General features: G+C 67.7%; 23 protein-coding genes. 10 read left to right on the top strand and 13 right to left on the bottom strand.

The window, feature by feature from the left end; genetic code table 11:
• Positions 1-19: 19 nt before the first annotated feature.
• The gene (locus SCNU_RS18770; RefSeq protein WP_009680998.1) at positions 20-886 is read left to right on the top strand and encodes an alpha/beta fold hydrolase; all 867 of its coding nucleotides are present in this window, start codon (positions 20-22) and stop codon (positions 884-886) included.
• Positions 887-1,020: 134 nt separating this feature from the next.
• Here SCNU_RS18770 and SCNU_RS18775 read toward each other — a convergent pair whose 3' ends face one another.
• Complete coding sequence (locus tag SCNU_RS18775; RefSeq protein WP_009680999.1) at positions 1,021-2,895, bottom strand: glycosyltransferase family 2 protein; 1,875 nt, start codon at positions 2,893-2,895, stop codon at positions 1,021-1,023.
• Positions 2,892-4,874, bottom strand: a complete 1,983-nt coding sequence (locus SCNU_RS18780; protein ID WP_009681000.1) for a hypothetical protein — start codon at positions 4,872-4,874, stop codon at positions 2,892-2,894. Before SCNU_RS18780 ends, SCNU_RS18775 begins: the two co-directional genes overlap by 4 nt.
• Before the next feature lie 199 nt (positions 4,875-5,073).
• Here SCNU_RS18780 and SCNU_RS18785 point away from each other — a divergent pair, with 199 nt between their 5' ends.
• The 6 genes from SCNU_RS18785 (at position 5,074) to SCNU_RS18810 (ending at position 10,260) form a co-directional block, all read left to right on the top strand.
• Positions 5,074-5,907, top strand: a complete 834-nt coding sequence (locus SCNU_RS18785) for an SDR family NAD(P)-dependent oxidoreductase (RefSeq protein ID WP_009681001.1) — start codon at positions 5,074-5,076, stop codon at positions 5,905-5,907.
• A gap of 27 nt (positions 5,908-5,934) precedes the next feature.
• A complete protein-coding gene (locus SCNU_RS18790) occupies positions 5,935-6,819 on the top strand; it encodes an SDR family NAD(P)-dependent oxidoreductase (protein ID WP_009681002.1) in 885 nt (294 codons plus the stop codon).
• 43 nt (positions 6,820-6,862) lie between these two features.
• Positions 6,863-7,477 carry a TetR/AcrR family transcriptional regulator gene (locus tag SCNU_RS18795; RefSeq protein ID WP_009681003.1) on the top strand — a complete coding sequence of 205 codons (615 nt, stop codon included), beginning with the start codon at positions 6,863-6,865 and terminating at the stop codon, positions 7,475-7,477.
• Positions 7,478-7,615: 138 nt separating this feature from the next.
• A complete protein-coding gene (locus SCNU_RS18800) occupies positions 7,616-8,182 on the top strand; it encodes a VOC family protein (RefSeq protein ID WP_238526492.1) in 567 nt (188 codons plus the stop codon).
• A 22-nt stretch (positions 8,183-8,204) separates the two neighbouring features.
• Positions 8,205-8,996, top strand: a complete 792-nt coding sequence (locus tag SCNU_RS18805; RefSeq protein WP_009681005.1) for a mycofactocin-coupled SDR family oxidoreductase — start codon at positions 8,205-8,207, stop codon at positions 8,994-8,996.
• 46 nt (positions 8,997-9,042) lie between these two features.
• Entirely contained in the window at positions 9,043-10,260 is a 1,218-nt protein-coding gene (locus SCNU_RS18810) for a DegT/DnrJ/EryC1/StrS family aminotransferase (protein ID WP_009681006.1), read from the top strand.
• An 83-nt stretch (positions 10,261-10,343) separates the two neighbouring features.
• On the opposite strand, the gene SCNU_RS18815 is transcribed toward SCNU_RS18810, so the two are convergent.
• The 3 genes from SCNU_RS18815 to SCNU_RS18825 all read right to left on the bottom strand — a co-directional run bounded on the left by SCNU_RS18815 (position 10,344) and on the right by SCNU_RS18825 (position 13,092).
• Positions 10,344-11,192 (bottom strand): mycofactocin-coupled SDR family oxidoreductase, encoded by an 849-nt coding sequence (locus SCNU_RS18815; protein ID WP_040518914.1) that lies wholly within the window; start codon positions 11,190-11,192, stop codon positions 10,344-10,346.
• A 5-nt stretch (positions 11,193-11,197) separates the two neighbouring features.
• Positions 11,198-11,986 carry a mycofactocin-coupled SDR family oxidoreductase gene (locus SCNU_RS18820; protein ID WP_009681008.1) on the bottom strand — a complete coding sequence of 263 codons (789 nt, stop codon included), beginning with the start codon at positions 11,984-11,986 and terminating at the stop codon, positions 11,198-11,200.
• Positions 11,987-12,072: 86 nt separating this feature from the next.
• Entirely contained in the window at positions 12,073-13,092 is a 1,020-nt protein-coding gene (locus SCNU_RS18825; protein ID WP_009681009.1) for an alpha/beta hydrolase, read from the bottom strand.
• A 281-nt stretch (positions 13,093-13,373) separates the two neighbouring features.
• On the opposite strand from SCNU_RS18825, the gene SCNU_RS18830 reads away from it, so the two are divergent.
• On the top strand, positions 13,374-14,858 hold the full coding sequence (locus SCNU_RS18830) for an acyltransferase (protein WP_009681010.1): 1,485 nt from the start codon (positions 13,374-13,376) through the stop codon (positions 14,856-14,858).
• An 89-nt stretch (positions 14,859-14,947) separates the two neighbouring features.
• Here the strand turns inward: SCNU_RS18830 and SCNU_RS18835 are convergent, their stop codons facing one another.
• Together SCNU_RS18835 and SCNU_RS18840 are read right to left on the bottom strand one after the other, a co-directional pair.
• The gene (locus SCNU_RS18835; RefSeq protein WP_040518911.1) at positions 14,948-15,850 is read right to left on the bottom strand and encodes an SGNH/GDSL hydrolase family protein; all 903 of its coding nucleotides are present in this window, start codon (positions 15,848-15,850) and stop codon (positions 14,948-14,950) included.
• Between the two features lie 168 nt (positions 15,851-16,018).
• On the bottom strand, positions 16,019-16,960 hold the full coding sequence (locus tag SCNU_RS18840; protein WP_009681012.1) for a hypothetical protein: 942 nt from the start codon (positions 16,958-16,960) through the stop codon (positions 16,019-16,021).
• Positions 16,961-17,206: 246 nt separating this feature from the next.
• Between SCNU_RS18840 and SCNU_RS18845 the strand changes: the two genes are divergently transcribed.
• Both SCNU_RS18845 and SCNU_RS18850 read left to right on the top strand, forming a co-directional pair.
• Positions 17,207-17,551 (top strand): hypothetical protein, encoded by a 345-nt coding sequence (locus SCNU_RS18845; protein ID WP_009681013.1) that lies wholly within the window; start codon positions 17,207-17,209, stop codon positions 17,549-17,551.
• Positions 17,544-18,161: a Dabb family protein gene (locus SCNU_RS18850; protein ID WP_009681014.1), complete on the top strand. Its 618-nt coding sequence runs from the start codon at positions 17,544-17,546 to the stop codon at positions 18,159-18,161. The genes SCNU_RS18845 and SCNU_RS18850 overlap by 8 nt, the downstream gene beginning before the upstream one ends.
• A 196-nt stretch (positions 18,162-18,357) precedes the next feature.
• Here SCNU_RS18850 and SCNU_RS18855 read toward each other — a convergent pair whose 3' ends face one another.
• The 6 genes from SCNU_RS18855 to SCNU_RS18880 all read right to left on the bottom strand — a co-directional run bounded on the left by SCNU_RS18855 (position 18,358) and on the right by SCNU_RS18880 (position 24,889).
• Positions 18,358-19,296: an alpha/beta hydrolase gene (locus SCNU_RS18855; RefSeq protein WP_040518917.1), complete on the bottom strand. Its 939-nt coding sequence runs from the start codon at positions 19,294-19,296 to the stop codon at positions 18,358-18,360.
• A gap of 132 nt (positions 19,297-19,428) precedes the next feature.
• On the bottom strand, positions 19,429-20,115 hold the full coding sequence (locus tag SCNU_RS18860) for a TetR/AcrR family transcriptional regulator (protein WP_009681016.1): 687 nt from the start codon (positions 20,113-20,115) through the stop codon (positions 19,429-19,431).
• A gap of 1 nt (position 20,116) precedes the next feature.
• Positions 20,117-21,094 carry an alpha/beta fold hydrolase gene (locus tag SCNU_RS18865; protein WP_009681017.1) on the bottom strand — a complete coding sequence of 326 codons (978 nt, stop codon included), beginning with the start codon at positions 21,092-21,094 and terminating at the stop codon, positions 20,117-20,119.
• Positions 21,095-21,137: 43 nt separating this feature from the next.
• Positions 21,138-22,601, bottom strand: a complete 1,464-nt coding sequence (locus tag SCNU_RS18870; RefSeq protein ID WP_009681018.1) for an MFS transporter — start codon at positions 22,599-22,601, stop codon at positions 21,138-21,140.
• Positions 22,602-22,612: 11 nt separating this feature from the next.
• Positions 22,613-23,683, bottom strand: coding sequence for an alcohol dehydrogenase catalytic domain-containing protein (locus tag SCNU_RS18875; protein WP_009681019.1), 1,071 nt, complete (start codon positions 23,681-23,683; stop codon positions 22,613-22,615).
• A gap of 3 nt (positions 23,684-23,686) precedes the next feature.
• Positions 23,687-24,889, bottom strand: coding sequence for an LLM class flavin-dependent oxidoreductase (locus SCNU_RS18880; protein ID WP_009681020.1), 1,203 nt, complete (start codon positions 24,887-24,889; stop codon positions 23,687-23,689).
• Between the last annotated feature and the right edge of the window lie 286 nt (positions 24,890-25,175).

Raw genomic sequence — 25,175 nt, forward strand, 5'->3', positions numbered from 1 at the left:
CCCTCTGAAGGAGCAATCCATGACCGACCAGGTCATCCCCGACTACGACGCCACGATGCGCGAGCTGCAGACCGACAACGGTGTGCTGCGCTACCACGAGTACGGCGACGGTCCGCCTCTCGTCCTCCTCCACGGTTCGGGCCCCGGTGTCTCCGGCTGGCGCAACTACCGAGGCAACCTCGGACTGTTCGGACAGCACTTCCGCTGCCTGGTCCTCGAGTTCCCCGGCTTCGGTGTCAGCGACGACTGGGGCGGCCACCCGATGGTCACCGCTCTCAGCGCGATGGAGGCGTTCGTCGACGGACTGGGTCTGGACACCTTCGACGTCATCGGCAACTCGATGGGCGGCGGCGTCGGCATCGGCTACGACCTGGCCCACCCCGGCCGCATCCGTCGGCTGGTCACCATCGGCGGCATCGGCCGCAACATCTTCAGCCCGGGCCCCGGCGAGGGGATCAAGCTGCTGCAGGAGTTCACCGAGAACCCGACCCGCGAGAGCCTCGTCCAGTGGCTCCACTCGATGGTCTACAACCCGGCCGTGGTGACCGATGAGCTGATCGAGGAGCGCTGGGCGCTGGGCACCGATCCGGGTGCTCTCGAGAGCGCTCGCCGGATGTACGGCAAAGCCGCGTTCGCGGCGATGATCAAGGGCATGGAGGCCTCCGACGTCCCGCCGCAGTGGGCACAGATGCACAAGGTCAAGGCCAAGACCCTCCTGACCTGGGGTCGCGACGACCGCGTGAGCCCGCTCGACATGGCGCTCATCCCCATGCGGGTGATCCCCAACGCCGAACTGCACGTGTTCCCGAACTGCGGCCACTGGGCGATGATCGAGGCGAAGGCGGACTTCGAGCGGACTGTGCTCGGGTTCTTGCGGGAGGCGTAGGCGTTCGTCCTCCGTCGCCCGGTACCCCGGTGCAGGCGGGGGAGGTTCTCCCTCGGCAGTCCTCGCTCCTCGGCTAGCGCCTCGTCGCTGCGGAGAGCTCGGGAGAACCTCCCCCGCCTGCACCTCGTTTCGACCTACGCGTTCGCTCTGTGCGCTCGACCTACGCGTTCGCTCTGCGTCGGCTTGCGGCGGCGCGGCAACCAGTTCGGCATCGACGGGTGCATCGGCGGGTAGATCAGGGTGAGGGCCGAGGCGAGGGTGAAGTAGCTTCGCAGGACGCGGAACCCCAGGTAGTACGGGATGAACCGGACCGAGCTGGGTCGATAGATCAGGCAGACGATCACCGTCAGGATCATCGACATGCCCAGCAGGGTGGCGACCACCGGCTGCCACTGCATCGTGGGGAAGGTACTGCCGAAGACCGTGTACGCGATCAGCGCGTACAGCAGCAGGGGCGCTAGCATCGCCCGCCGCGCCGCGTTGACGAGATTGAACGGCAGCACGAACGTCCCCACCATCGTGGCGCCGTCGAAGAGCATGCCGCGGTTGCGGGCGGTGAGGTGGTAGATGCTCCGGAACCAGCGGGTGCGCTGCTCCCGCAAGTGGGCGTAGGACGCCGGCGTCTCGCTGTAGTAGACCGCCTTCGGGTCGGCGACGCTGTGGTAGCCGGCCGCGGCCAGGCGCATGCAGATGTCGGTGTCCTCACCGTTCATGCCCTGCACCATGCCACCGACTTTCTTGAGACCGCTGCGGCGGTACACGGCGAACATCCCGGGGATCCCCATCACGGCGTCGTAGCCGTCGAGCGAGACCTGGAAGAATCCGTGCCGCGTGTAGACCTCGATGAGCCGGCACTTGTCGATCCAGGACTTCTCCTCCAACGGCATCGGGATACCCCCGACGCAGCCGACGGTCGGATCCGCGAAGTGGCGCATCGCGGTCTCCAGGCAGCCCGGCCCGATGACCGTGTCGGCGTCGATCCGGACCACGAACTCCTCGGTGATGTTGTCGACGCCCATGTTCAGGGCGATCGCCTTCCCCGGCGTCGGACAGTCGAGGACCACACCGGTGATGTACTTGCAGTCGGCGATCGTCTCCTCGGCGACCTCGCCGGTCGTGTCCGACGACGCGTTGTTGACGACGTACAGGCGGACCGTACCCGGATAAGTCTTGGCCGCCTCGTCGACGGATTCGATCGTCGCGCCGATGCTGTGCGCCTCGTTGTGGGCGGGAACGAGGATCGCGACCGGCGGCGCGAAATCACTGTTCCGGGAGCGCTTGAGCTGTCGGACGCCGAGGATCGCGGTGGAGACCGCGAGGATCTGCTGCATCAGGAAGACTCCCGCACCGATGCCGCCGAGTACCGCCCAGTTCTTGAGCACGTCGACGACATCCTCGAGGAAGGTCATCGCCACCGCCGCACCGATCATCGCCAATGCGAGACAGGCGAACCACCGCCAGAACGCCTTCGCCGGCAGACGCGGAGTCTTGGCGAGCGGCCCGGGCTCGGGGAGCTGCGCCTGCCGCAGCAGGGTGTGCGGGAAGATCGCGAGTGCCGACAGCCCAGAGATCATCTGGCCGGCGAACACCGAGATCGACACGATGCCGAGAGCCTGCAGGCCACCCGCGATCAGGTCGAAGACGAGGCAGAAGCCCAGGAACTTGCCCAGCAGCGAGCCGACGAGATAGAGCCGGCGCCAGATGTTGGAGTAGGCCAGGAGACCGTAGGTGAGGAAGAAGATCGCGACGAACAACCGCAGGGGGAACACCACGCTGCCTCGATCACGACCGAGGACCACTAGATCGGGCGGCACATCGCCGAAGCCCTCGCGAATCATGAAGGTGCGGAAGCAGAAGGCGAGGATTGCGAGCGCGACGAGGGTCACGATGAAGCCGTTGACGGCCGACGCCGGCCGGTCGACGGCGTACCCCTTGGGTGCGCTGTCGACCGACCGGAAGTGATCGGCGATCGCCGCTGCCGCATGCTCCTGATGCGGGGCACTCGTCATCGAGGCTGACCCGCGCTCGCCTGATCACTCGGCACCGTGGTGCCGTCGGCCGCGACCGCGAAGCTGCCCTGTCCGGTGATCACCTCGGCGCTCTCGCGACCGAAGGCTGGCAGTGCGATGCCGGTCGCATTCCCGACGTACTGGATCGACAGACCACGTGAGTTGCCGGGGCCGGGCGCGGTCTGCACCACCATGCCGTCCCTGAAGGAGGTGATGTCCAACGGAGACGGCCCCGCTCCGGCCACGATCCGCCCGTCGACGATCTGGACCGACGTCCGCACGGACGGACTGTCACCGACGACGATGAACGACCGCCCGGCCGCCGGCTGCGTGTTCCACCGGAACTCGGGGTTCTGATGGGGCGCCACGAACTCGGCGAGCACCGGGACGACGGACCCGAGCTGCACGATCGGATCCGCACCCTGGGTATTCGGGATGTACACGGCGAAACCCGGAGCCAGCTCCGCCGGGACGGAGGTGAAGCCCGCGCCCGGGTCGTTCCCCATCTGCAGCGCGGACGCAGGCAGCAGCTGCATCGGGTACGGCGTCACCCGCACGTCGCAGCCGCCGATGTTGCGGTCACGCACCACGGAGATCTGCAGATCGTTCGACAGCCGCTGAGCAGTGGGCGGCAGCGGCACCACCAGATCGCCGTTGTTCTGGGCGAGTCGACGACTGACCAGCATCTGATCGTTGAGCCGGACCGTCATCACCCACGTCAGGTCGTCCGGCGTCGCAGGCAGCTGCAGGGCCACCCGAACCGACTGCGGCAGGCGGCCGCCCGGAAGGTCGTTGAGCGAGTAGCGCACTCGCCAGTTCTGCGAATTCGTCACGTCGACCACCGAGGTGTCCGCACCGAGCGATGCCAGACTCACCTGATCGCCGGACGGGTCCGCCGCGGGCACCGACTTCGGATCGGTGGAGCCCGCGTCCGCAGTGGTGACCGGCTCCTGGGTCAGGAAATTCGCCGCCGTCGCACCGTCGGGTTCGACCACGCCGAGGACGGGAATGTCGTCCGCCGTCCCGACGACAAGTCCACCCGTTGCCTTCCCGGTGGCCTGCCAGCCGAGCTGCGACAGACTCTGCGCGGGGCCCACCAGCAAAGCGTCGTCGGTGTTCGACGACGGCATGGTGGCCGAGTAGGTGACATCGTGACCCGCCTGCGTCAATGCGATTCCCAGCTGGGCGGCGGTGGTCTTCCATTCGTCGCTCGCATCCGGCATCACGATGGTGACGTCACGGTCCCAGGAGACCACCGCGTCGCGCACCGTGTGCACCGGTTCCGACAGCGCGGCCTCGGCGACCGAGTCAGGAGCCAGGTGCACCTGCGTGCCGGTGACCTCGCGGTCGGTGCACCTCTGGTCGGAGAGGTCGCTGTCGATGCGGATCTGGACGCGGACCCGGCCGTCGGCGGCGAGCTGTTCGGGCACGTCGATGTACTGGTCCAGGTCGTGCTCACCGTGCGGGAGTTCCTGGGTGAACACCTGTTGGCCGTCCATCTTGACGGTCAGGAAGCTCACGCTGTCCTGCCCGACGGAAGTCGTGCCGCTCAGATGAACCCGCGTCTGCTCACGGGTCGAGTCGGTCGGGAAGGTCACCAGAAAGCTGGTGGACGGCGAATCGTCGTTCAGCCACACGCCGTCGCCGTGACCGGAACCGGCGATCGACTTGCTGAAGTGTCGCTCCGGCGGCACGTGCAGGCTCATGTCGTCCGCGTCCGTGGTGAACCACGTCGGCCGCGCGAGGATGAAGATCAGCAGCACGACGATGGCGATCCCGAATACGATCAGCGCGACCTTGGGAATTCGCCTGCCCTTCTCGCCCTTGAAGTACTCGTCTTCGAGTGCCTCCGGCTCCTTCGGCTGGCTGGTGGCTGCACCGGCCGCCGGTTCCGCATCACCAGACGACGGGTCGCCTGGCGACGGCGATTCCTCGTTCGGTCGCGATTCGTCGTTCGGTCGCGATTCGTCGTCGCTCACGTTCTCCCCTTCGGCCCGGCCTCTTCGTCGACATTATCGCGGGCTCTGATTCAACCGCCCCTTTTCGCCTCACCCGTACGGGGCGAGGCATCGACCCTCCAGAGCGCTGAATTCCCACCCAGTGGGCCATCCGCCGCGCTTTCATCTGCAATCGCGTTAATTTGCGTCAATAACCGTCGGACCGAATCGAGGATCACGAATGGCGAGTGCAGCAGAAGTCTTCGGCGGCGGGGTGCTCGCCGTCACTGGCGGCGGCGCAGGCGTCGGCGAGGGCCTCGCCCGCTATGCCGCGTCGATCGGCATGTCGGTGGCGATCGGTGACGTCGACGTCGACGCCGCAGAACGAGTGGCCGCAGACATCGTCTCGGCGGGCGGTCGTGCCGTGGCGCGTCGCGTCGACGTCCGCGACGCGAGCCAGGTCGAAGCCTGGGCCGACTCCGTCTACGCCGATCTCGGTCCGGTGCGGCTGCTGATCAACAATGCGGGCGTCGAGCAGTTCGGTTACCTGTGGGACACGCCCGTCGACAACTGGCGGCGGCTCATCGACATCAACGTCACCGGCGTCTTCAACGGCGTGAAGGCCTTCGTTCCGAGGATGGCGGACGCGGGCGAACCCGCCCACATCTGGAACCTGTCGTCGATCGGCGGCGTCGCCGTCGCGGCCCGGCAGGGTCCGTACATCGTCAGCAAGCATGCGGTGCTCGCGCTGACCGAGAACCTGCTCGTCGACGTGCGGGGCGCAGGTCTGGACATCTCCGTCGCCGCGGTCCTCCCCGCATCGGTGGCGAGCAACATCTTCGACTCCGCGGGTGGAGTCGAGGCCGGCGACGAGGCCGCCTCGGACGCCGAACGCGAGGCGATGCTCAAGCTCCGCGACACGGCGATGTCGCCGCTCGAGGCGGCTGAGCGGGTCTTCGCCCAAGCCGCGGGAGGCGAGTTCTATCTGCTGACCCACGCGGAGCTCGTCGGCACCGCGATGGCGGCCCGCGGCGAACAACTCCGGACGCGGACCGCGCCCCGGTCGCGGACCTGACCCATCCCGCAACCAGACGGAGCAACCATGCAAACACTTCAGGGCAAGACCGCCCTCGTCACAGGAAGCAGCCGAGGCATCGGACGGGCGATCGCGCAACGACTCGCTGCAGACGGCGCGACGGTGGTCGTGACCGCACGTTCCCATGCCGCATCCGAGTCGACCCGCGGTGGCAGAACCGAGACGATCCCCGGGACCGTCGCCGAAACGGTCGCACTGATCGAAGCCGCGGGCGGTACCGCCATCGCCCTGCCCGCCGATCTCACCGATCCCGACCAACGCGATGCGCTGATTCGGGAGACGGTGCAACGAACCGGTCGCCTCGACATCCTCGTGAACAACGCAGGCTTCGCGGACTACTCGACCATCGACACCATGTCGATGGCGGCATTCGACCGGACCGTGGACCACTATCTCCGCGTTCCGTTCGCCCTGTCGCAGGCCGCCATCCCGCACATGCGGGCGGCGGGCGCGGGCTGGATCGTCAACGTCGGCTCGTCTACCGGGCTTCCGCCGATCCGGCCGTTCCGCGACTACAACAAGGACTCCGGGGACGTGATCTACGCGTCCGCGAAGGCCGCTCTGCATCGGTTCAGCCAGGGCCTCGCCGCCGAGCTGTTGGCCGACGACATCGCGGTCAACGTCGTCGGCCCGTCGACCGCGGTCCGAACGCCTGGAGCGGCGGCGCTGCTGCCGGACGGCTACGAGTGCGAGCCCGTGGAGTACCTCGCCCAGACCGTCCGCGAGATGTGCGTGGTGCCGGCAGCCGAACGCACCGGGCTGGTCGCCTTCAGCCTCCACTACCCGTGGAGCACGGGAACCACGGTCCGGACGCTCGACGGCACCGGCGAACTGCCGCCGCTGGAGCCGCCCGCGTGGTCGAATCCGAACATCGTGCCCGCCGGAGTGTGACGACGTCGCGAGACGTCGCCTTCCTCCCGCTAGAGTCGACCAGATGACGCCTCCGCGACCGCGCTCCGAGTCGGCAGCCGACGCCCGCCGAGCGGAGATTCTCGCAGTCGCGGCTCGACTGTTCGCGAGGAAGGGCATCGAGGCGACGTCCGTGCGCGAAATCGCCGACGGCGTCGGGCTGAACCCCGGAGCGCTGTACCACTACTTCCCGTCCAAGGGCGATATCGCGGGCACGCTGATCACCGGTTACCTCACCGACCTCCTCGCCGACTACCGTGCCGCCGGGCTCGACGACCGGGAGCCGCGGGATCGGCTGCGGGCGATCGTCGAGGTCTCGCTGCGGACGGGAGCGAGCCGTCCCGACGCGACGAAGGTGTATCACGCCGAATTCCCCGAACTGAGGACTCGACGGGACTACGCCCGGGCCGGCGAGTTGACGACCATCATCCAGCAGATATGGCTCGACGCCATCGAGTCCGGCAAGGACGCGGGGATCCTCCGCACCGACGTCCCCACCAAGATCTTCCATCGCTTCCTGCGCGATGCGGTGTGGTTCAGCGTCTACTGGCGCCGCCCCGACGACGAGTTCTCCGTCGCCGAGTTGTCCGAATTATGCGTCTCACTCTTCCTGGATGGTATGGGGACGAAACCGGCATAACCCCACTCGTCGAGCTAGCGGTGCGCCCCCGGCGATCCTCCATTGCTGCAATTTGAATGATCATTCAACTGTCCCGCTGAATGGAATTATTGCGGAACATCCTTGTGCTCATCATCAATTTGAACGATCATTCAAACCGTGATCGACGAAGCCTGCCACTCACCTCGCGCCGGGTCGGGGCACGCCGTTGCCGGGGTATTGGACATCGGGCGCCTCCACCACGTCGGCATGGTCGTCGACGACATCGACGCGGCCGCACAGCAGCTCTCGGCCGCACTCGGGGTGGACTTCACGGTCGGCGACGAGTCGTCGTACCGGTGCCGGATACACGGCGAAGTACACCTCACGACTCAACGCCTGGGGCTGTCGTCGACCATCGGTCCGCACATCGAACTCCTGCGCTCGGTTCCAGGCTCTGAAGTCTGGTCGCCCGCACCCGGAATCCACCATCTGGGCTACGAGGTCGACGATCTGCCCTCGGCGTCCGCCCTCCTCACCGAGCGCGGCCTCCCGCTCTGGGTGCAGGGCCTGCACGAGGACGGTTCAGCGGCGGGTACCGCCTATCACCGCACTCCCGCCGGACCGACGATCGAGCTGCTCGACCGGGCGACGGTGCACCGTCTCGCTTCCCGATTCCGGTGCTGTGCGGTCCACCTGGCAGCGGACCCCGACACGAACCGACCGACACCGACGAGATCGACGTGAGAAGAAGGAGCGCGGATTGAGAATGCAGGGAAAGGTCGTGCTGGTCACCGGCGCGGCTCAGAGCCAGGGCCAGGGCCATGCCATCGCCATGGCCGAGGCGGGGGCCGACGTCATCGCGGTCGACATCTGTCGGCAGCTCGACATCGTCCCGTACCCCATGGGCACACCGGATGGGCTCGCCGAGACGGCCCGTCGCGTCGAGGCGCTCGGCCGTCGCGTCCACACCGCCCAGGTCGACGTCCGTGATCGGACCGAGCTCACCCGCGCAGTCGATGCGGGCGTCGAGCGCCTCGGCAGACTCGACGTCGCGGTGGCCAACGCCTCGATCTGCACCGTCCAGCCGCACGACCGGGTGACCGACGAGGTCTGGCAGACGACCATCGACGTCAATCTGACCGGTGTGTGGAACACCTGCAGTGCCGCCATCGGCCACCTCACCGACACCCGCGGCAACATCGTGATCATCGGCTCCACCGGCAGCACCGTCGGCCTGCCGTTCTACACGCCGTACGTGGCGGCCAAGCACGCGCTGACCGGGCTCTGCCGGTCGTTGGCACTTGAACTCGCCGACCGCAGCATCCGGGTGAACATGATCAACCCGACCGGTGTCGACACGCCGCAGGGTCATTCGAAGGTGCTTCCAGCCCTGCTGGCGAGCAGACCCGATCTGGGTCCGATCTTCATGAACAGCCTGCCGGTGGATCGAATCGACCCGGCCGACGTCACCAACGCCCTCCTGTACCTCGCCTCCGACGACGCGCGCTACGTCACCGGCGTGCAACTACCTGTCGACGCCGGTTCGACCATCCGCTGAGACCCGATACGCGAAGCCCGATTCCCCACTACCCGAGGAGAAGACGATGACCCGAGTCATCTATGCACGCAGCGTCCACGACGAACGCGAGATCGAGGCCTGCCTGAAGGTCCTGCGCGGCGGACCGTACGCGATGAAGATCGGCGAGAACGTCGCGGAGATGGAACGCCGAGTAGCCGAGTTGTACGGAAAGAAGCTGGGCCTGATGTGCAACTCCGGTTCGTCCGCACTCTATCTGGCGCTCGAACTGCTCGGCCTCCCCAAGGGCTCGGAGGTGATCACCTCGCCGCTGACCTTCTCGACCGACGTCTCCCCGATCGTCCGGGGCGGCTGGGTACCGGTGTTCGTCGACGTCGAGCCGGACACCTACAACGTCGACGTAGGCAAGATCGAGGAGCTGATCACCGAGAAGACCGGGGCGATCCTGGTGCCGAACCTCGCCGGGAACGCGCCCGACTGGGATGCGATCCGCACGATCGCCGACCGCCACGGTCTGAAAGTCATCGAAGACTCCTGCGACTGCATCGGGACCACCTTGCGCGGAACCAAGACCGGATCGCGATCGGACATCACCGTCACCAGCTTCGCGATGGCGCACATCATCACCTGCGCGGGCAACGGCGGCATGGTGTGCCTCGACGACGAACTCCTGCGCGACAAGGGGCTGATGCTCCGGCGCTGGGGCAGGCGGTCGGAACCGCACCTGTTCGGCTCCGCCGGCGAGGGTCGTGTGTTCCGCGAGGAACTCGACGGCGTCGCCTACGACAACGACTTCATCTTCGACGTCCTGCCGTGGAACTTCGAACCATCCGAACTCGGTGCGGCGTTCGGTCTGGTCCAGCTGAGCAAGCTGGAACAGAACTACCGGCGGCGGCACCAGATCTTCGAGGCCTTCTCCGCAGCCTTCGGCGCCTATCCGGATCTGTTCCGACTGCCCCGCCAACTCCCCGACTTCCACACCGCATGGCTCTGCTATCCGGTCACCGTGCGTTCCGACGCCGGGTTCACGCGGTCGGACCTCCAGGAATCTCTCGAAGCCGAGGGCATCGACACGCGCACGGTGTGGAGTGGCAATGTGACCCGGCACCCGATGATGCGCGACGTCGAGTACCGGGTGCCCGCCGGCGGACTGCCCTTCGCCGACGAGGTGTTCGAGCGCGGGATGTCGTTGGGAATGAGCCATGGGATGAGCGACGAGGAACTCGGCCACGTGGTCGCGAGCATTCACGCCTTCGCCTCCCGGCACGCCCCGGCTCGGAGCTGACCTCGTCGGGCCGACCAGACCGCAGACGACGCCGGGCCATCGGCCCGGCGTCGTCTCTTGTTCGGAACGACTCGGAACTCAGCTCAACGCTGCGTCGACCCCGCGTCCACCGGGAGGGTGACTGCGGTGATGTAACGAGCCTCGTCGGAGGCCAGGAACAGCGAAGCGTTCGCGACGTCGACCGGATCCACCCACGGGATGTCGAGCATGTTCATCGTCTTCGCCGATTCGGCGAACTGCTCCAGGGTCACGGTCTCCAGGTCGGGGCGGAAACCGCCGCGCACGACGTCGTTCTGGATCATCGGCGTGTCGACGTTCGTCGGGTGCACCGTGTTGACGCGGATGCCGTACGGCGCCATCTCCTGGGCGAGGCTGCGCATCAGGCCGACGACGCCGTGCTTGGCCGCGACATAGTGCGGCACCCCGTAGAGTCCGCGCAGACCGGCGATGGAACTGACCATGACGATCGAACCCGCGCCGCGGTCGATCAGATGCGGAACGGCTGCCTTCGCGGTCTGCCACACGCCCGTCAGATTGACGTCGAGCATGGTCTTCCATGCCTCTTCCGACAGTTCTGCGGTGAGCCCGCGCGAGGTGATGCCCGCGGTCGCGCAGACCACGTCGAGTCCGCCGAACTCCTCGACGCCGGCGGCCACTGCTGCGCGGAGCGCGTCGCCGTCGCGCACGTCGGCGACGTGCCCGGAGAAGCGACCGCCCGCCGCGCGCACGGCCTCGGCCGTCTCGTCGAGGTCGGCCGTCGTCGCGTGCGGGATCAGGACGGTGTCGACCGGACCGCACAGGTCGACCGCGATGACGTCGGCACCCTCCTCGGCGAAGCGGACGGCCTGGGCCCGGCCGATGCCGCGTGCGGCACCGGTGATGAAGGCGACCTTGCCGGACAGGCGGCCCGGACGCGTTGTGTTGTCAGACATCGAATTCACACTTTCTGAACGAGGCCGGCGTCGACCACGACTTGGGTTCCGGTCACGTAGCGCGACATGTCGGAGGCGAGGAACAGCACGGCGTTGGCGACGTCCTCCGGTTCCACCAGCGGCACCGGCAGCAGATTCCGGCTCGCCAGCACCTGTGCGGCGTCCTCGCGCGTCGGGTTCTCCAGATCCGGCCGCAGCTTCTTGTAGACCTGCTCGTTGAGGACCATCGGCGTCGCCACCGAGCCGGGATGCACGGTATTCACTCGGATGCCCGCCGGCCCGACCTCGTTCGCCAGCGTGCGCGCGAGCCCGACCACGGCGTGCTTGCCCGCGGTGTAGTGCGACGTGCGGGCCCCGCCCCTGAGCCCGTTGGTGGAGCTGGTCAGAATGATCGACGCCCCCGAATGCAGGTGGCTCAGCGCCGCCCTGACGGTCGCCCACGTGCCGGTGACGTTGATGTCGAGCGGACGCTGCCACTCCTCATCGGTCAGTTCCCACGAGAATCCCGCCGCCGGATAGATCCCGGCGTTGGCGACGACGGTGTCGAGACGTCCGATCTCCGCGACCGCCGAGTCGGTGGCCGCTGCCATGCCGTCCACCGAGGTCACATCGGCCGTGCGCGTCACGCAACGAACACCGCTCGCGGACACCAGCGCCGCGGTCTCCGCCAGTCCGTCGGCAGCCGACTCCAGGTCGAACGCGATGATGTCAGCGCCCGCCTCGGCCAGGGTCACGCAGTGCGCCCGCCCCATGCCGCTGGCGGCCCCGGTGACCAGTGCGACCTTCCCGTCCATTCGTCCCGTTGCTGTATTCACGGCCCGAATCTATGCCTGAGCGGGGCCTGTCCCCGACCCGGTTCCCGATGAATGGAACGTGCCGGTCAGGAGGCGCCGAGGTCCTTGGCGATCATCGGCCATGTGGTGTGCAGATCCTGCTGCCAGTACTCCCAGGAGTGCGTGCCCAGGGGCCGCGAGATGACCTCGGTGTCGACGTTCGCGGCCTTGAGGGCCTGCTCCATCTGAGTGGTGCAACTGCGCACCGCCGCCTCGATGACGCCGCCCATCACGACCTGGTCGAGCAGGACGGCGGGATCGCCGTTGATCAGCCGCGCGTCGAGCGTGTCGTAGCGGCCCGGGAGCCCGGAGCCCGACGTCATGTACACCTTGACGCCCTTGAGAGCCGACGCGTGCAGGAACGGATCGTTCGCACGCCATCCCGGACCGTCGAGCGGACCCCACATGTTGGTGATGTCGCCGCGGCCCCGGTCGCCGATGACGGTCCGGATGTACGCCTGCCCGAGCGGGTCACTGGTTCGGGCGCAGCCACTGTACGCCGCGACCGACCGGTAGAGCTTCGGCGCCGCGATGGCCAGGTTGAACACCGAGGTCCCCGACATCGAGATGCCGGCGATCGCATTCGCCCCGCTGGTGTTCAGCGCCTTGTCGACGAGCGGCGGCAGCTCCTCGGTGAGGAAGGTCTGCCACTTGTTCCGCCCGAGCACCGGATCGTCGCGCTGCCAGTCCGTGTAATACGAGAAGGCACCGCCCACCGGTGTCACCACATTGACGCGCTTGTCCGCGAAGAACTTCTCGTAGTCGGTCTTGACCCGCCACGTGGCACTGTCCTCACCGCCGCCCGCGCCGTTGAGGAGGTAGAGCACCGGCGCCGGCCGATCGTCGTCGGTGGTGGGGCGAAGCACGTTGAGCGCGATGGTGCGTCCCATCGCGCCCGAGTACACCTCAAGCAAGGACTCCTGCGGTCCGACGCTGGTCAGTGCGACGACACGCGCGGGAAGCTGCGCAGTCGACGGCCCCTTCGGGGCGGCCGTCTCCGGATCTGCGCCCGCTGTGCCCGCCACGCCGGATCCCGCCAGGAGAAGGGCGCAGACACCGGCGACCACCGTCGCACGTGAACTGAAACGTCGCACCTCGAACCCCTTTTGCCCCACTAATCACTTGCGTCACATCCTAACCCGCAGGTGAGCGATCCCGAAACCCGGCGCGGCGTCGAAATCGGAACGTTGCAAATACCACAGGCCAGGCCGACGAACATCACTAAACCGGCATTCGCCGAGCTTCAGATGTGTGTTTACCCAGGCTCGCCTAGTACCCTCGCCACAGCGACGGCACTAGTACAGATGACTTAGTGCAGAAGAATGAACGACTACGACGGGGTAGCCAGGTGGTAAACGCCCAACCGAAGATCGACGACGACGCGCCCGAGCGTCTCCCCAGCGGATCCGGCGAGGCCGCGACACCCGCGGACGTCGAGACACCTCCCGCGGACACCGCATCGACGGCCGCGACCACCGCGGACTCGGACGGACCGGTAGTCGAGAAGAAGAAAAAGGACGGGCATCTCTACCAGATCGACTTCGTCCGCCTCTTCACCTTCGGCGGCGTCATCCTCGACCACGTCATCCTCGGACTGGCGCCAGCCGCGGCGATGGCGGCGCAGGGCGTCGGACTGCTGCTCCGCTACACGCGCTACTGCTTCTTCGCGCTCACCGGCTTCGTCCTCACGTACCAGTACCGCAATCGCGATCTGCACGCTCCCACCTTCTGGCGTCGCCGCTACAAGCTGATCGGCCTCCCGTTCCTGATGTGGTCGCTGTTCTACTGGACCAATCGCCACTACCAGCAGGGCGGCTGGGAGGCGATTCGGGACATCTTCACCGACGGCACCACCGAACGCCTCGCTCTCAAGAGCCTTGTCTACGACCTGATCACCGGCAACGCCGCATACCACCTGTACTTCCTGTCCGTGAGCATGCAGATCTATCTGGTGTTCCCGGCCGTGCTGTGGGTCCTCAAGCGCACGTGGGGTTATCACCGGTATCTGCTCGCCGCCAGCCTGACGTTCCACATCTGGCTGCTGTTCCACATGGTGCGACCGCCGCTGTCGTTCTTCGAGAGCGGTGTCCCGGGTCTGATCTGGCGGTACCTCGGCGTCACGCTGTTCCCGTACCAGTTCTTCATCCTCGCCGGCTGTCTCGCCGCCTATCACTACGAGGCCTTCGGTGCCTTCATGCGCAGGTTCCGGCGACCGCTGGTCCTGCTCGCGCTGGTGACGATCATCGTGACGCTCGTGTACTTCGTCTACAACGTCGATCACGGCGAGGAGATGTTCCGCGCGACCAACGTCTTCATGGTGCACAACTCGTTCGCGTTCGTGGCGATCATCGTCATCCTGTACATCCTGGGCACCGTCTGGCAGGACCGGCGCCGCTCGGGGTCGGTCGCCGATAACTTCATGCGGACCGCCGCCGACCGTTCATTCGGCATCTACCTGGCCCATGTCATCGTGCTGTCGACCGTCCTGGAGACGTCTCGCGCACACCTCGACGCGCCGCTGTGGCTGAACATCCTGCTCACCTACGTGGTCACCGTCCTCGGCACCGTGTACCTCGTCGAGGTGCTGCGCCGCAGCCCCATCAGCCTGATCACCACCGGGCGCGAACGGATCGACTGGCGCATCCAGCGCTGGGGCCGCTCGTCGTTCGTCGCCGTCCTCGGCTGCGGTCTGGGCTTCGCGATCTACGAGACCGTCAACACGCAGCTCGGTGTCCTCGTCACCGGCACCAGCGCCCTGCTCCTGCTCTCGGCCGTCGTGGTCGGAGTCAAGCAGAGCAACGCCGCGCACGACGCCAAGCCGGTCCGCGCCTGAGGTCGTACGTCAAACGGCCCTCCCACTCCGACGAGTGGGAGGGCCGTTTGCGTGAGTCGAGGTGAAACCGCGGAGAACGCCGGGTCCGCTCAGCGCACCGACGCGACGACCAGGTCGGCGATACCGGTCTTGCCCGCGGCGTTCGGGTGGAACACCATCTTGCTGCCGAACCCGCGGATCCACGGCTCGGGCGCGCAGGCGGAGTGCAGCGCCGCGACCGACGCCGTCGTGAGGTGCTGGGCGCCGGTGCGGTCGGCGACCCGCTGATTCACCGCCGACATCGCAGCAGCGATCTGCGCGTCCTGTTCGACCTCCCACGGCAGCAACGGAAGCAACTGGCACGGCGGAGCCTCGATCGCCACCACCGGCGTGTAGTCGACGAGGATCACGCGTGCCTTGGGCGACCGCGCCTGCACCGCCTCGACCGCGTCGACGAGCGACTGCTCGAGCCGTCCGTAGTCCGTCGGGTTGGGCGGCGGCGGGGGCATCCGACCGGACCCGCAGTGCGACAGTCCGAGCGCGCGCATGTTGTTGCACGCCTGCGAGATGATCCGGCCGACGAAGTCCAAGTCGTTGCCGCCCGTCGTGATGGTCACCAGCGAGGTGTTCTGGTCGACGGCCTCGACCTGTGGTCGAACCTTGGAGTGCTTGCGCTCGGGACCGGTCAGCAGTTCGGCGGCCGTCGAACCCGAACAGGTCACGTCGATCAACTTCAGACCGAGCGCGGCCGCGACCTGATGGGGATAGTTGTCACCGGTCCGAAGGCAGCGGCGGTCGACGACCGGGCCCTCACCCGGTCCCGCGGCGAACGAGCTGCCCATCGCGACATAATTCGCGGGAGGCGCCGTCTTACCTGCGGTTCCGACCACCGACGCCGCACTCGGCCCGGTCGCTCCGCGGGAGGTCGACAGAGCGAATCCGACGACCGCAGTGACGACGACCGCGACGACCACAGCGGCGATTGCTGCGGGGCGATTGACGGAAGAGCGCATGGAGGAGAGTTTCACATATTCACCTGTGGGAATCCCTAACCGGATCCCTGATCGCCGTGTCATGTAAGCAATCCCACGCTGCTCGTGACAGCAGCCGGGCCCGTCGGATCAATCCGACGGGCCCGGCTGCCCCAGTGGCCGCGGTCGTTCACCTACGCGGCGTCATCCCTACTGCTGCGGCGGGCCGCCCGGCTGCCCCGGCGGCGGGGTCTGGCCCGGCGGCGGGGTCTGCGGCGGCTGCACAGGCGGGAAACCGCCCTGCGGCGGCTGCGGCGGCGGGAAACCACCGGGCTGAGCCTGCGGCTGCCCGAAGCCCGGCTGTCCCTGGCCTGGATGCTGACCGAACTGCTCGGGCTGACCGAACTGCTGAGGCTGACCGAACTGCTGGGGCTGGACGGGACCACCGATGGGCGCCGCGGCGGCGCCACCGCCGAAGAGTCCCGGACGGACGGTCAGCGAGATCGCGCAGGCACCGGCGGCCAGTGCGACCAGAGCCCCGATCAGGACCAGCCACAGCCCGTACGCGGCCCCCAGATGCGCACCCGGCGGCATGTCGCTGCTCGTCTTCATGCCGACCGCACCGGTCGGGTCCGCGACGAAGACGATCGCCGCGATCGTCGCGGCGAGACCGCCGACGCCGGTGATGAGCGCGCCGATGCCCGAGTACCGGCCGATCAGCAGGAGAACCGCACCCACTGCGACGACGATGCCCAGAATGATCGTCCAGATGCCGGGCTTTGCCAGCTTCTGATCGGCGACAGCAGAGAACGAGTTCTCCTCCGTCGCGATCTCCTTCTCCAACGCCTTCCGTGCGATCTCCGGAGCCTCGATGATGTACAGCGAAGCGTCGTCGGATCCCATACCGGTCACCGAGACATCTACTCCAACTGCGATCTTCGCCGACCCGATGTTCTGCTCGTTCTTCGCCGACCCCGACACCCAGGCGAGGAAGCTGCACACGATGAGGACGAGGGCGGCCACGGCGGCGACCGCACCGACGATGGTGCGCGTCGACGACGGCGGCGCGGTCGGCGCCAGCAGCGCCGCACCCGGCGATGCAGACTGCGCGGGCGGCGGCTCCGGTGGTTGGAACGGCTGTCCGTACGTCATTGAACTCCCCTGAATCTGTGCGGCGATCACCGCGGTTTCGCTCATCCTAGAACCCGACTGTGGTCGCCGTCCCAGCGAACCCGCACAGATTCACCGGTCACCGGTCCCACTGATCGGGACGCTCTCACCTGCTCGCCCGTTGATCGGTCCGCCGACCGGCGCGGACGTCGTTCACGTTGGACACTCAGCCGACGCGACGGCGACGCCGCCGACCGCCGCCCCACCTCATTCGAAAGGACGACACTGGTGTCCACACCCGTCTATCTGGTCGACAGAGTCGTCACCGCGCCCGGAGCCGGCGAGGAGTTCGTCCGGCGATACCGCGACGAGTATCTGCCCGCCGCGGCCGACCGCGGAATCACTGCGACGACCATCGTGGTGAGTCCACCGCTGTGGCTCGATCATGAGTCCAACACGGTGACCGCGATCCTCGCCGTCGACAGCGTGTCCGGTTGGTGGACCGCAGCACTGGCCGGCAGGCACGATCCGGCGCCGGCCGCGTGGTGGGCGAGCGTCGAGCACCTCGTCGTCGAGCGGTCGCGGGTCTCCGCGGCGGCGGCCGACGATCTGGCGGTGCTGGCCGATGTCTGAGCTGCTGACCACGAGCCTGCTGACGGTCGTACCCGGTGCCGACCCGGCGGCGGTCGGCGCCGCAGTCAGGTCGACCGGGTCCGCACCCGCCGTCTCCGCGCCCGTCGTCGTCGGCACGACCCTGCCCGGAGCGATCAACGGCGGCGACGTCCTCGTTCACGGCCCGGCGTCCCATATTGATTCCTCCCTCGCCGATGCGGACGTGTCATCCGCCGAGGTCGTCAGCTATCGGCCCGGCCGGAGCGGTCGACGCGGTGCGCCGGCTGCCGGAAACGTCTATCGCACGTTGCTGCTCGGGGTCCGTCCCGACGCCGATGCCGACCTGATTCGCCGATTCGAGCAGGACCTGCTGACCATGCCGGGCCACTTGACGAGCATGCTGTGGTGGCGTTTGAGCCGAGTCGAGTCCGTGTCCGGCCCGACCGCGTTCACGCACGTCTGGGAGCAGGTCTTCACCGGCCCCGAAGGACTGAGCGGGCAGTACATGCTACATCCCGTGCACTGGGGACTGGTGGATCGCTGGTTCGACCCCGAGGTGCCCGAGCACATCACGCTCGACCGTCTCTGCCATGTCGCCTGTGTCCTCGGGCACGACGACGTCGTCAGCTGACCGCGCCCCTTGGTCACCCCGGCTGATCGAGTAGCCCCCTAAGCTGGTCGAGTAGCCCGCGAACGGAGTGAGCGAGCGTATCGAGACCCGGCTAGCTCGCGGGGTCTCGATGCGCCTCGTCACTGCGTTCCTCGGCTTACTCGACCATCCTGGGGGGCTTACTCGACCAGTGTGGGCGCGACCAACCTGGGAACCGTCAGAGCACCTCGCCGATCAGGTCCCACACCGTCTGGCGGGCCTGCGGGGTCAGCGGGAAGTTCGCGAAGGTGAGCACGCCGTGGAAGAGACCCTCGAGCTGATGTTCGTGCACCTCGACGCCGTCGGCACGCAACCGCTCGGCGTATCGCACACCGGAGGCGGCCGGCGGGTCGAGCTCGGCGGTGATCATCACGGTGGGCGGGAGATCAGCGAGCGACTCGGCGCGAGCGGGAACCACCAGCATGTCGTCACGACCGGTCGGCGCGTACTGATCCCAGTACCACTTCATCGCGCGCGTGGTGTTGTAGTACCCCTCGCCGTAGAGACGGTACGACTCGGTGTCGAAGTCGTCGTCGATGACCGGGTACAGCAGGATCTGCGCCGCGATCTTCGGGCCCCCGCGCTCGCGTGCGGCCAGGCAGACCGCCGCGGACAGCAGTCCGCCCGCGCTGTCGCCGGCCACCGCGACGCGGTCGACGTCGCCGCCGTACTCCCCCGCGTGTTCGGTGGCCCACTGGACGGCCGTGTACATGTCCTCGAGCGCGGCGGGCGCCTGATGCTCGGGCGCGAGCCGGTACTCCACCGACACGACGACGCTGCCGGTGTGCTCGGCGAGCGAGCGGGTGAACTCATCGTGGCTGTCGATACCGCAGAACACGAACCCGCCGCCGTGTGCGAACACGATCGTCGGCAGCGCGCCGTCGGCGGCGGCATGCGGGGTGAAGACGCGCAGCGGCAGCGGATCGCCGTCCGGCCCGTCGATGGTCAGGTTCTGAACCGAACGCATGTCGGGCTGACCGCCGAGCGGTGCACGGCGCGCATCGATCATCGATCGCACCTCCACTGCGGGGAACGCCGCCACATCGGGGAAACCGGCGTCGAGGGTAGCCAGCATCGCCTCCACCTCGGGGTGCAGATCGGAACGTCGGTTGCTCATCGAGATGTCCTCCGTGCTCTCGGGTGCGCCGTACACCGGCGCATGGTCGTGTGCCGAGGCTAGAAGCCGCGGGCGCGGATGAGGCCGGCCGTTCCCGGACAGCGGGACCGAACATCGCACCGGCCGCCGTGATCAGCGCAGCATGCGCTCGGCCCCGCCCGAGATGAAGGCGATGAGGTCGTCGAAGAACTCGTCCAGGTCGTCGTCCGACAACCGCCCGCGCCCGGGCACACTGTCGTCGAGCCCGGTCAGGGACTGCAGAAAGCTCGCCACCGCGATCGGCCACCGCCGGGCGATCCGGTCCTCGGAGACGCCCGGCAGGGCGCGCGCGACCTGCTCCCGGAGCAGTGCGGCGACCTCGTCCTGACCGGTGGCCCGCACCGCCGGCCGCCGGTCCCACGACACCTGGACCACGATCTTGATCCAGCGCATACCCCGGATCCGTTCGCGCTGCAGGAGCGCCAGGTACGGCTCGGCGAGAGCGCGGACGACGTCCTCCAGCTCCGGACGTCGCGCGTCTGCCGCGATCACCGCCACGCGTTCGGTGATCTCACCCGACACCTGGCGTCCGATGTCGAGCAGCACCGCGGTCAGCAGATCGTCCTTGGTGCCGAAGTGATAGTGGACGGCCGCCGCACCCTGGCCGGCCGCGGTGTTGATCGCACGCAGCGACACCGCGTCGACGCCTTCGGCCGCGAACAGCTTCTCCGCGGTCCGGATCAGCTTCCGCCGGGTCGCCTCGCCGAGTCGGTTCGGCGTCGCACCGGTCATCGTGTCCCCGTCGTCTCGCGCCATCGTCGGCAGAGACGTCCGGAACATCTCAGAAATGGCGATCGAGCCATTCTAGAATGAGCGCCGTGGTGCCCTCCGGGTCCTCGAGCTGCGTCCAGTGCCCGGTGTCGAGAATCCTCCGTTCGAAGGTCTCGAAGTACTGCAGCAGGTCGTCGGTCAGCTGCGGTGCGCACACCGGGTCGTGCCGCGCCGCGATCATCAGCGCAGGCACCGACAGTCGGGGGATCACTCCGTCGGGGAACAGCCGATTGTGGACGCGCCAGTTGTTGCCGATGCTGCGGTACCAGCTGAGTCCGCCGCCGTAGCCGGAGGCCTCGTAGGCCTGCGTGTAGAACGCCATCTCCTCCTCCGACATCACGACTTCGCCGGGCCAGGTGGACTCGTCGTCCTTGAGCCAGTGGATGTACGACATCGATTCCGGGTCGTGCCGACCGGTCCGCGACAGATTGGTCCCCTGCCCGGTGTCCCGCCGAAAGAAGAAGCGGACGGTCTTGGCGACGTCGGCGTCCATCAGCGACTCGCACTCATCGGTCTGGAAGTAGGCGACGTAATTGTCCGGACCGTAGAGCCGCTCGTACTTCTCCAGCGGGTCTTCGCGGATGTAACCGAACGGCGTGTTCAGGGTGATCACTCCGGCGACGACGTCCGGATGCAGATACGGCGTCCACCACGACATCATTCCGCCGAAGTCGTGTCCGACGACGACTGCCTTCTCGTAACCCGCGTCCCGGATCAGCGCCGCGACGTCGGCGGTGTTCTCCGCGATGCTGTAGGCGGTCCGATCCGCCGGACCGGTCGAGCGGCCGTAGCCTCGCATGTCGGGGGCCAGCACGTGGAAACCGGCGTCGGCGATCGGCTGGAGCTGGTGGTGCCAGCTGGCGGCGAGTTCGGGGAAGCCGTGGCATAGGACGACGCAGACGTCCTTCGTTCGCTCGGCGGGCACCGCCTCGTAGACGGCCAGCCGGGCGCCGTCGGTGTCGACGAATCTCGGTTCGGGAAGCAGCATTCGATGTTCTCGTTTCTAGAGTCGGGAGACGGTCGCGCGGCAGTCAGACCGCGGACGGGGAATCGGCCGTCTGCGAATCGGGGTCGTCGGATCGGGCGGCGCGCACCTTCGGGACCGCGAACGCGATCAATCCGCCGACGAACGCGAATCCGGCCGCCACCAGGAACGCCCCGCGGAAACCCGCCTCCGAGTAGACGACGCCGTAGCCCTCGGCAGCGACGACGTAGTTCGCGAGCACGGTGAAGCCGATGGTCGAGATCAGCGTTCCGCAGAGGGTCTGCGCGACGCCGACGAAGTTCGCACCGACGGCACGCTGGGTCTCGGGAAGAGCCGTCAGCGCCAGGTTCGGGACGGCGGCGTATATCATGCAGCCGAAACCGAACACGACCCAGATCGCGATGGCGACTGCGGGCACCGTCGGCACCGTGGACAGCAGCACCGCGCTCAGCGCGAGCAGCAGTGCACCGATGATCAGATGCCTGCGGAAGCCCAGCCACACGGCGGTCGCGCCGACGATGAACCCGCTGGCGACGATCGCGAGCTGGCCGGGCAGCAGCCATCCGGCCATCTGCGTCGCCGTGAGCCCGAACCCGTAGCCCGTCGACTCGGGCGCCTGCAGCAGCATCGGCATGAGCGTCGCGAGCAGCGTCGTCGACCCGTAGGCGAGACCGCCGCCGATCAGGGTGTAGCGCAGCGTCGGCTCGGCGATGAGATCGAGCTGGATCAGCGGTTCCGGCGTGCGGCGCTCCCACCACACCCAGATCGCGAAACCGACCAGCGCCACGCCGACGCAACCGAGGGTCTTGGCGTCGCCGAGGCCCCATTCCTTACCTTTCGACAGGCCGAGCATCACGATGAACATGCTCACCGCCAGCAGGACCGCACCCGTCCAGTCGATCCGGCTGTGCGCGCGGACCGGCGTCTCGGGAACCAGCAGCGCCGTCAGAATCGCGCCGAGTCCGCAGAAGGCGAAGGCGAACCAGAACACCGACCGGACGCCGAGGTGATCGATGAGCACGCCGGCGACCAGCATCGAACCGACACCGACCGCGCCGACGCCGGTGTTGGCGATCGAGATCGACAGCGCCCGCAGACGCTCCGGGAAGACGTCCCGGATCAGCGTGTAGCCGAGAGCCATGCAGGCGAACGCCGCACCGGACAGGAATCGGCCCACGACCATCAGCGGGAACACCGTCGCGGTGGCCGAGATCAGCGCACCGATCGAACCGATCGCCGCGGTGATCACCAGCATCCGCTTCTTGCCGTAGGTGTCGGCGAGCTTGCCGATGATCGGCGACGCCACCGCGCCGGCGAGGGTGAAGGCGGTCATCACCCACACCACCTGGGTGGTCTGGAACTCGGCCGCCACCTTCGGCAGTGCGGGGGCGATCAGCGAGAAGCCCAGCGCCGACTGCTCGGTCAGCAACAGCAGGATGAGCAGGGTCCGAACCCAGTAGCCGGTGGATCGCTCGGCGACGGCTCCGTTCTGCAGTGGAGGAGTAGACATCTGAACGCCTTTCAGTCGACCATGCCGCGAGGCAGGACCATGATCTTGACGTGCTCGGCAGGAGTGCGGAGGGTGGCGAACGCGTCGGCGACGCCGTCGAGGCCGACACGGCCGGTGATGATCGCGTCGGCGTCGATGGTTCCGTCGGCGAGACGTTCGAGGACGATCTCGTAGGCCCGCTCGGTGGGTCCGTGGCCGAAGTTGATCGCGATGCGGCGCAGTTGGCCGATCACCGGAACGATGGTCTCGTCTGCGAACGGCGCGGCGAGCACCTGGATCCTCGAGTCGAACGGCAGGTTCCGCAGTAGGGAGTCGATCATCCCCTGCCTGCCGCTGCACTCGTACGCGATGAGAGTTCCGCCGGACGCGCCCTCGTCACCGCGCTCCGCGACGAGCCGGTTCCAGACGTCGATCGGATCGTCGACCATCGGGTCGACCACCACGTCCGCCCCCATCCGCTTCGCCAGCTCACGCCGTTTCGGCGAAGGCTCGGAGGCGATCACCGTGCGCGCACCGCGCGCCTTGGCGGCGACGATCGCGCCCAGACCGATCGTTCCGCAGCCGATCACCAGGGCGGAGTCCGCGGCGGTGAGACCCGACCGCTGCATGTGCAGTTCGCCGACGTGCAGCGGTTCGGCGAGCGCCGCGTGCTCCAACGACAGCCCGTCGGGCACATGCCGCACCCACACGGCGTCGACGATGATCCGCTCGCCGAACCCGCCGTGATAGCTGTTGGAGTAGCCGATGATCTTCGGGATCCCGGTGCTGGTGTCGGTGACGATGCCGAGCCCGGTGACGCGGTCGCCGACGGCGAAGTCGGTGACGTCGTCGGCGGTCTCGGCGATCAGCCCGGCGTACTCGTGGCCGAGGACGATCGGCCGGTTCTCGTCGAACTCGGCGAGCGGATACCGGGCCTCGCGCATCACGTCCATGAAGCGGCACGGCGCCTTCGACGCGGTGAGGTCGCTGCCGCAGATACCGCACGCGTAGACGTCGATGCGGACCTGGCCGGGCCCGAGCGCGGGCAGCTCGGCGACGTCGGCGAGCGTGAACTCGTCGTCCTGGAACTGAACGGCACGCATCGGCTACACCTGGGCCTTCACGCCGTCCGACGCGCCGGACCGGCCGTCGAAGTAGTCGGCACTCGCCTGCTGGATGGCGCCGACCAGCCCGCCTATCAGGTAGTCGCGGTTGTCCTCGGCGAACTGCAGGCTCTCCTGGCGGCCGATGTTGCGCCGACGGAAGTGCGGAACCACCTCGGAGGCGAACAGCTCGAAGCTGCGCTTGGTGTCCTCCCAGTCGGCCATGTCGACGTGCAGGATCAGCATGGTGCCGAAGCCGCCGGTCTTCTCGATCAGCCGCTCGATCTGGGCGATCGCCTGATCCGGGGTGCCGATGATGGCCTGACCGAACTCGCCGATCCCCTCGTTGCGCCAGTGGTCGATGACGCCCTTCGGGGTCTCGCCCCATTCGGGGTAGCGACCGTTCTGCCGGTTCGCGTAGTACGCCATCGACTGGATGCGACGGCTCACGGCTCGCTCGGCGTCGGCTTCGGACTCGGCGAGGAACATCGGGTTCACCACGCGCCAGGTGCTCCGATCCGCGACGTACCCGTTCTCTGCGGACACCTTCTCGTAGATGGCCCAGTTCCGGTCGAGGGCTTCGAAGCCGATCTGGGAACTGGCGGCCAGCGACAGCATCGACAGCCCGTTGGTGCCTGCCAGCACCGATCCGTTCGGCGAGATGGTCGAGGCGGTGACCACCTCGATGCCCGCGGGATCATAGGACGGCAGCTGTGCGCGGGCGTCGCGCAGCGTGAACCAGTCGGTCTCCATGTTCACGATCTCGCCGCGCAGCAGCGGCAGAATGGCGTCGAGAGCCTCGCCCTGCCGACGCCGCTGCACGCTCGGATCGATGCCCATCATGTGCGCGTCGAGGGGGATCTTCCCCGGGCCGGTTCCGAAGATCACCCGCCCGCGCGTCTGCAGGTCGAGCTGGGTGATGCGGTCGGCGGTGATCAGCGGATGGTGGTACGGCAGCGACACCACGCCGGTGCCGAAGCGGATCCGCTCGGTGCGTTCGGCCGCGGCCGCGATGAAGACCTCGGGCGACGGGACGATCTCCGCCCCGGTCGAGTGATGCTCGCCCATCCAGGCCTCGTCGAAGCCGAGGTGATCGAGGTGCTCCATCAGATCGATATCACGGCGCAACTGCAGCGCCGGGTCGGCGTTCAGCGGGTGGAACGGCGCCAGAAAGGCACCGAACTTCAACGACTGCGGGGTCCACATGGTGTTCGTCTCCTTCGTTCGCCGGCGGGAGGGAATCGAGCTCCGGCATTACGAAGAGTTTGATCACTTGATTGAATTGTGTCTCGGGAACGCGACGGAGTTCCCACTGAGTGGGAGGGGCGGCGGAGGCCGCGCTGGTGGCCCGTTGGTGCCCCGCTGGTTGAGCGAGCGGAGCGAGTCGAAACCACCGCTCACCCGGGCTGGGACGCGCGACCGACACCGACACAGCCATTCGTCACGAGGTTTCGACTCGCTCCGCTGTGAGTGTTTGGGGTGGTTGGCCTGG

Source organism: Gordonia neofelifaecis NRRL B-59395 (assembly GCF_000192435.1).
Classification (GTDB): domain Bacteria; phylum Actinomycetota; class Actinomycetes; order Mycobacteriales; family Mycobacteriaceae; genus Gordonia; species Gordonia neofelifaecis.

Coding starts and splice junctions, on each gene's coding strand:
- SCNU_RS18770 (WP_009680998.1), top strand. CDS start 20: ATGACCGACCAGGTCATCCCCGACTACGACGCCACGATGCGCGAGCTG.
- SCNU_RS18775 (WP_009680999.1), bottom strand. CDS start 2,895: ATGACGAGTGCCCCGCATCAGGAGCATGCGGCAGCGGCGATCGCCGAT.
- SCNU_RS18785 (WP_009681001.1), top strand. CDS start 5,074: ATGGCGAGTGCAGCAGAAGTCTTCGGCGGCGGGGTGCTCGCCGTCACT.
- SCNU_RS18790 (WP_009681002.1), top strand. CDS start 5,935: ATGCAAACACTTCAGGGCAAGACCGCCCTCGTCACAGGAAGCAGCCGA.
- SCNU_RS18795 (WP_009681003.1), top strand. CDS start 6,863: ATGACGCCTCCGCGACCGCGCTCCGAGTCGGCAGCCGACGCCCGCCGA.
- SCNU_RS18805 (WP_009681005.1), top strand. CDS start 8,205: ATGCAGGGAAAGGTCGTGCTGGTCACCGGCGCGGCTCAGAGCCAGGGC.
- SCNU_RS18810 (WP_009681006.1), top strand. CDS start 9,043: ATGACCCGAGTCATCTATGCACGCAGCGTCCACGACGAACGCGAGATC.
- SCNU_RS18815 (WP_040518914.1), bottom strand. CDS start 11,192: ATGTCTGACAACACAACGCGTCCGGGCCGCCTGTCCGGCAAGGTCGCC.
- SCNU_RS18820 (WP_009681008.1), bottom strand. CDS start 11,986: ATGGACGGGAAGGTCGCACTGGTCACCGGGGCCGCCAGCGGCATGGGG.
- SCNU_RS18835 (WP_040518911.1), bottom strand. CDS start 15,850: ATGCGCTCTTCCGTCAATCGCCCCGCAGCAATCGCCGCTGTGGTCGTC.
- SCNU_RS18840 (WP_009681012.1), bottom strand. CDS start 16,960: ATGACGTACGGACAGCCGTTCCAACCACCGGAGCCGCCGCCCGCGCAG.
- SCNU_RS18850 (WP_009681014.1), top strand. CDS start 17,544: ATGTCTGAGCTGCTGACCACGAGCCTGCTGACGGTCGTACCCGGTGCC.
- SCNU_RS18855 (WP_040518917.1), bottom strand. CDS start 19,296: ATGAGCAACCGACGTTCCGATCTGCACCCCGAGGTGGAGGCGATGCTG.
- SCNU_RS18860 (WP_009681016.1), bottom strand. CDS start 20,115: ATGTTCCGGACGTCTCTGCCGACGATGGCGCGAGACGACGGGGACACG.
- SCNU_RS18865 (WP_009681017.1), bottom strand. CDS start 21,094: ATGCTGCTTCCCGAACCGAGATTCGTCGACACCGACGGCGCCCGGCTG.
- SCNU_RS18870 (WP_009681018.1), bottom strand. CDS start 22,601: ATGTCTACTCCTCCACTGCAGAACGGAGCCGTCGCCGAGCGATCCACC.
- SCNU_RS18875 (WP_009681019.1), bottom strand. CDS start 23,683: ATGCGTGCCGTTCAGTTCCAGGACGACGAGTTCACGCTCGCCGACGTC.
- SCNU_RS18880 (WP_009681020.1), bottom strand. CDS start 24,889: ATGTGGACCCCGCAGTCGTTGAAGTTCGGTGCCTTTCTGGCGCCGTTC.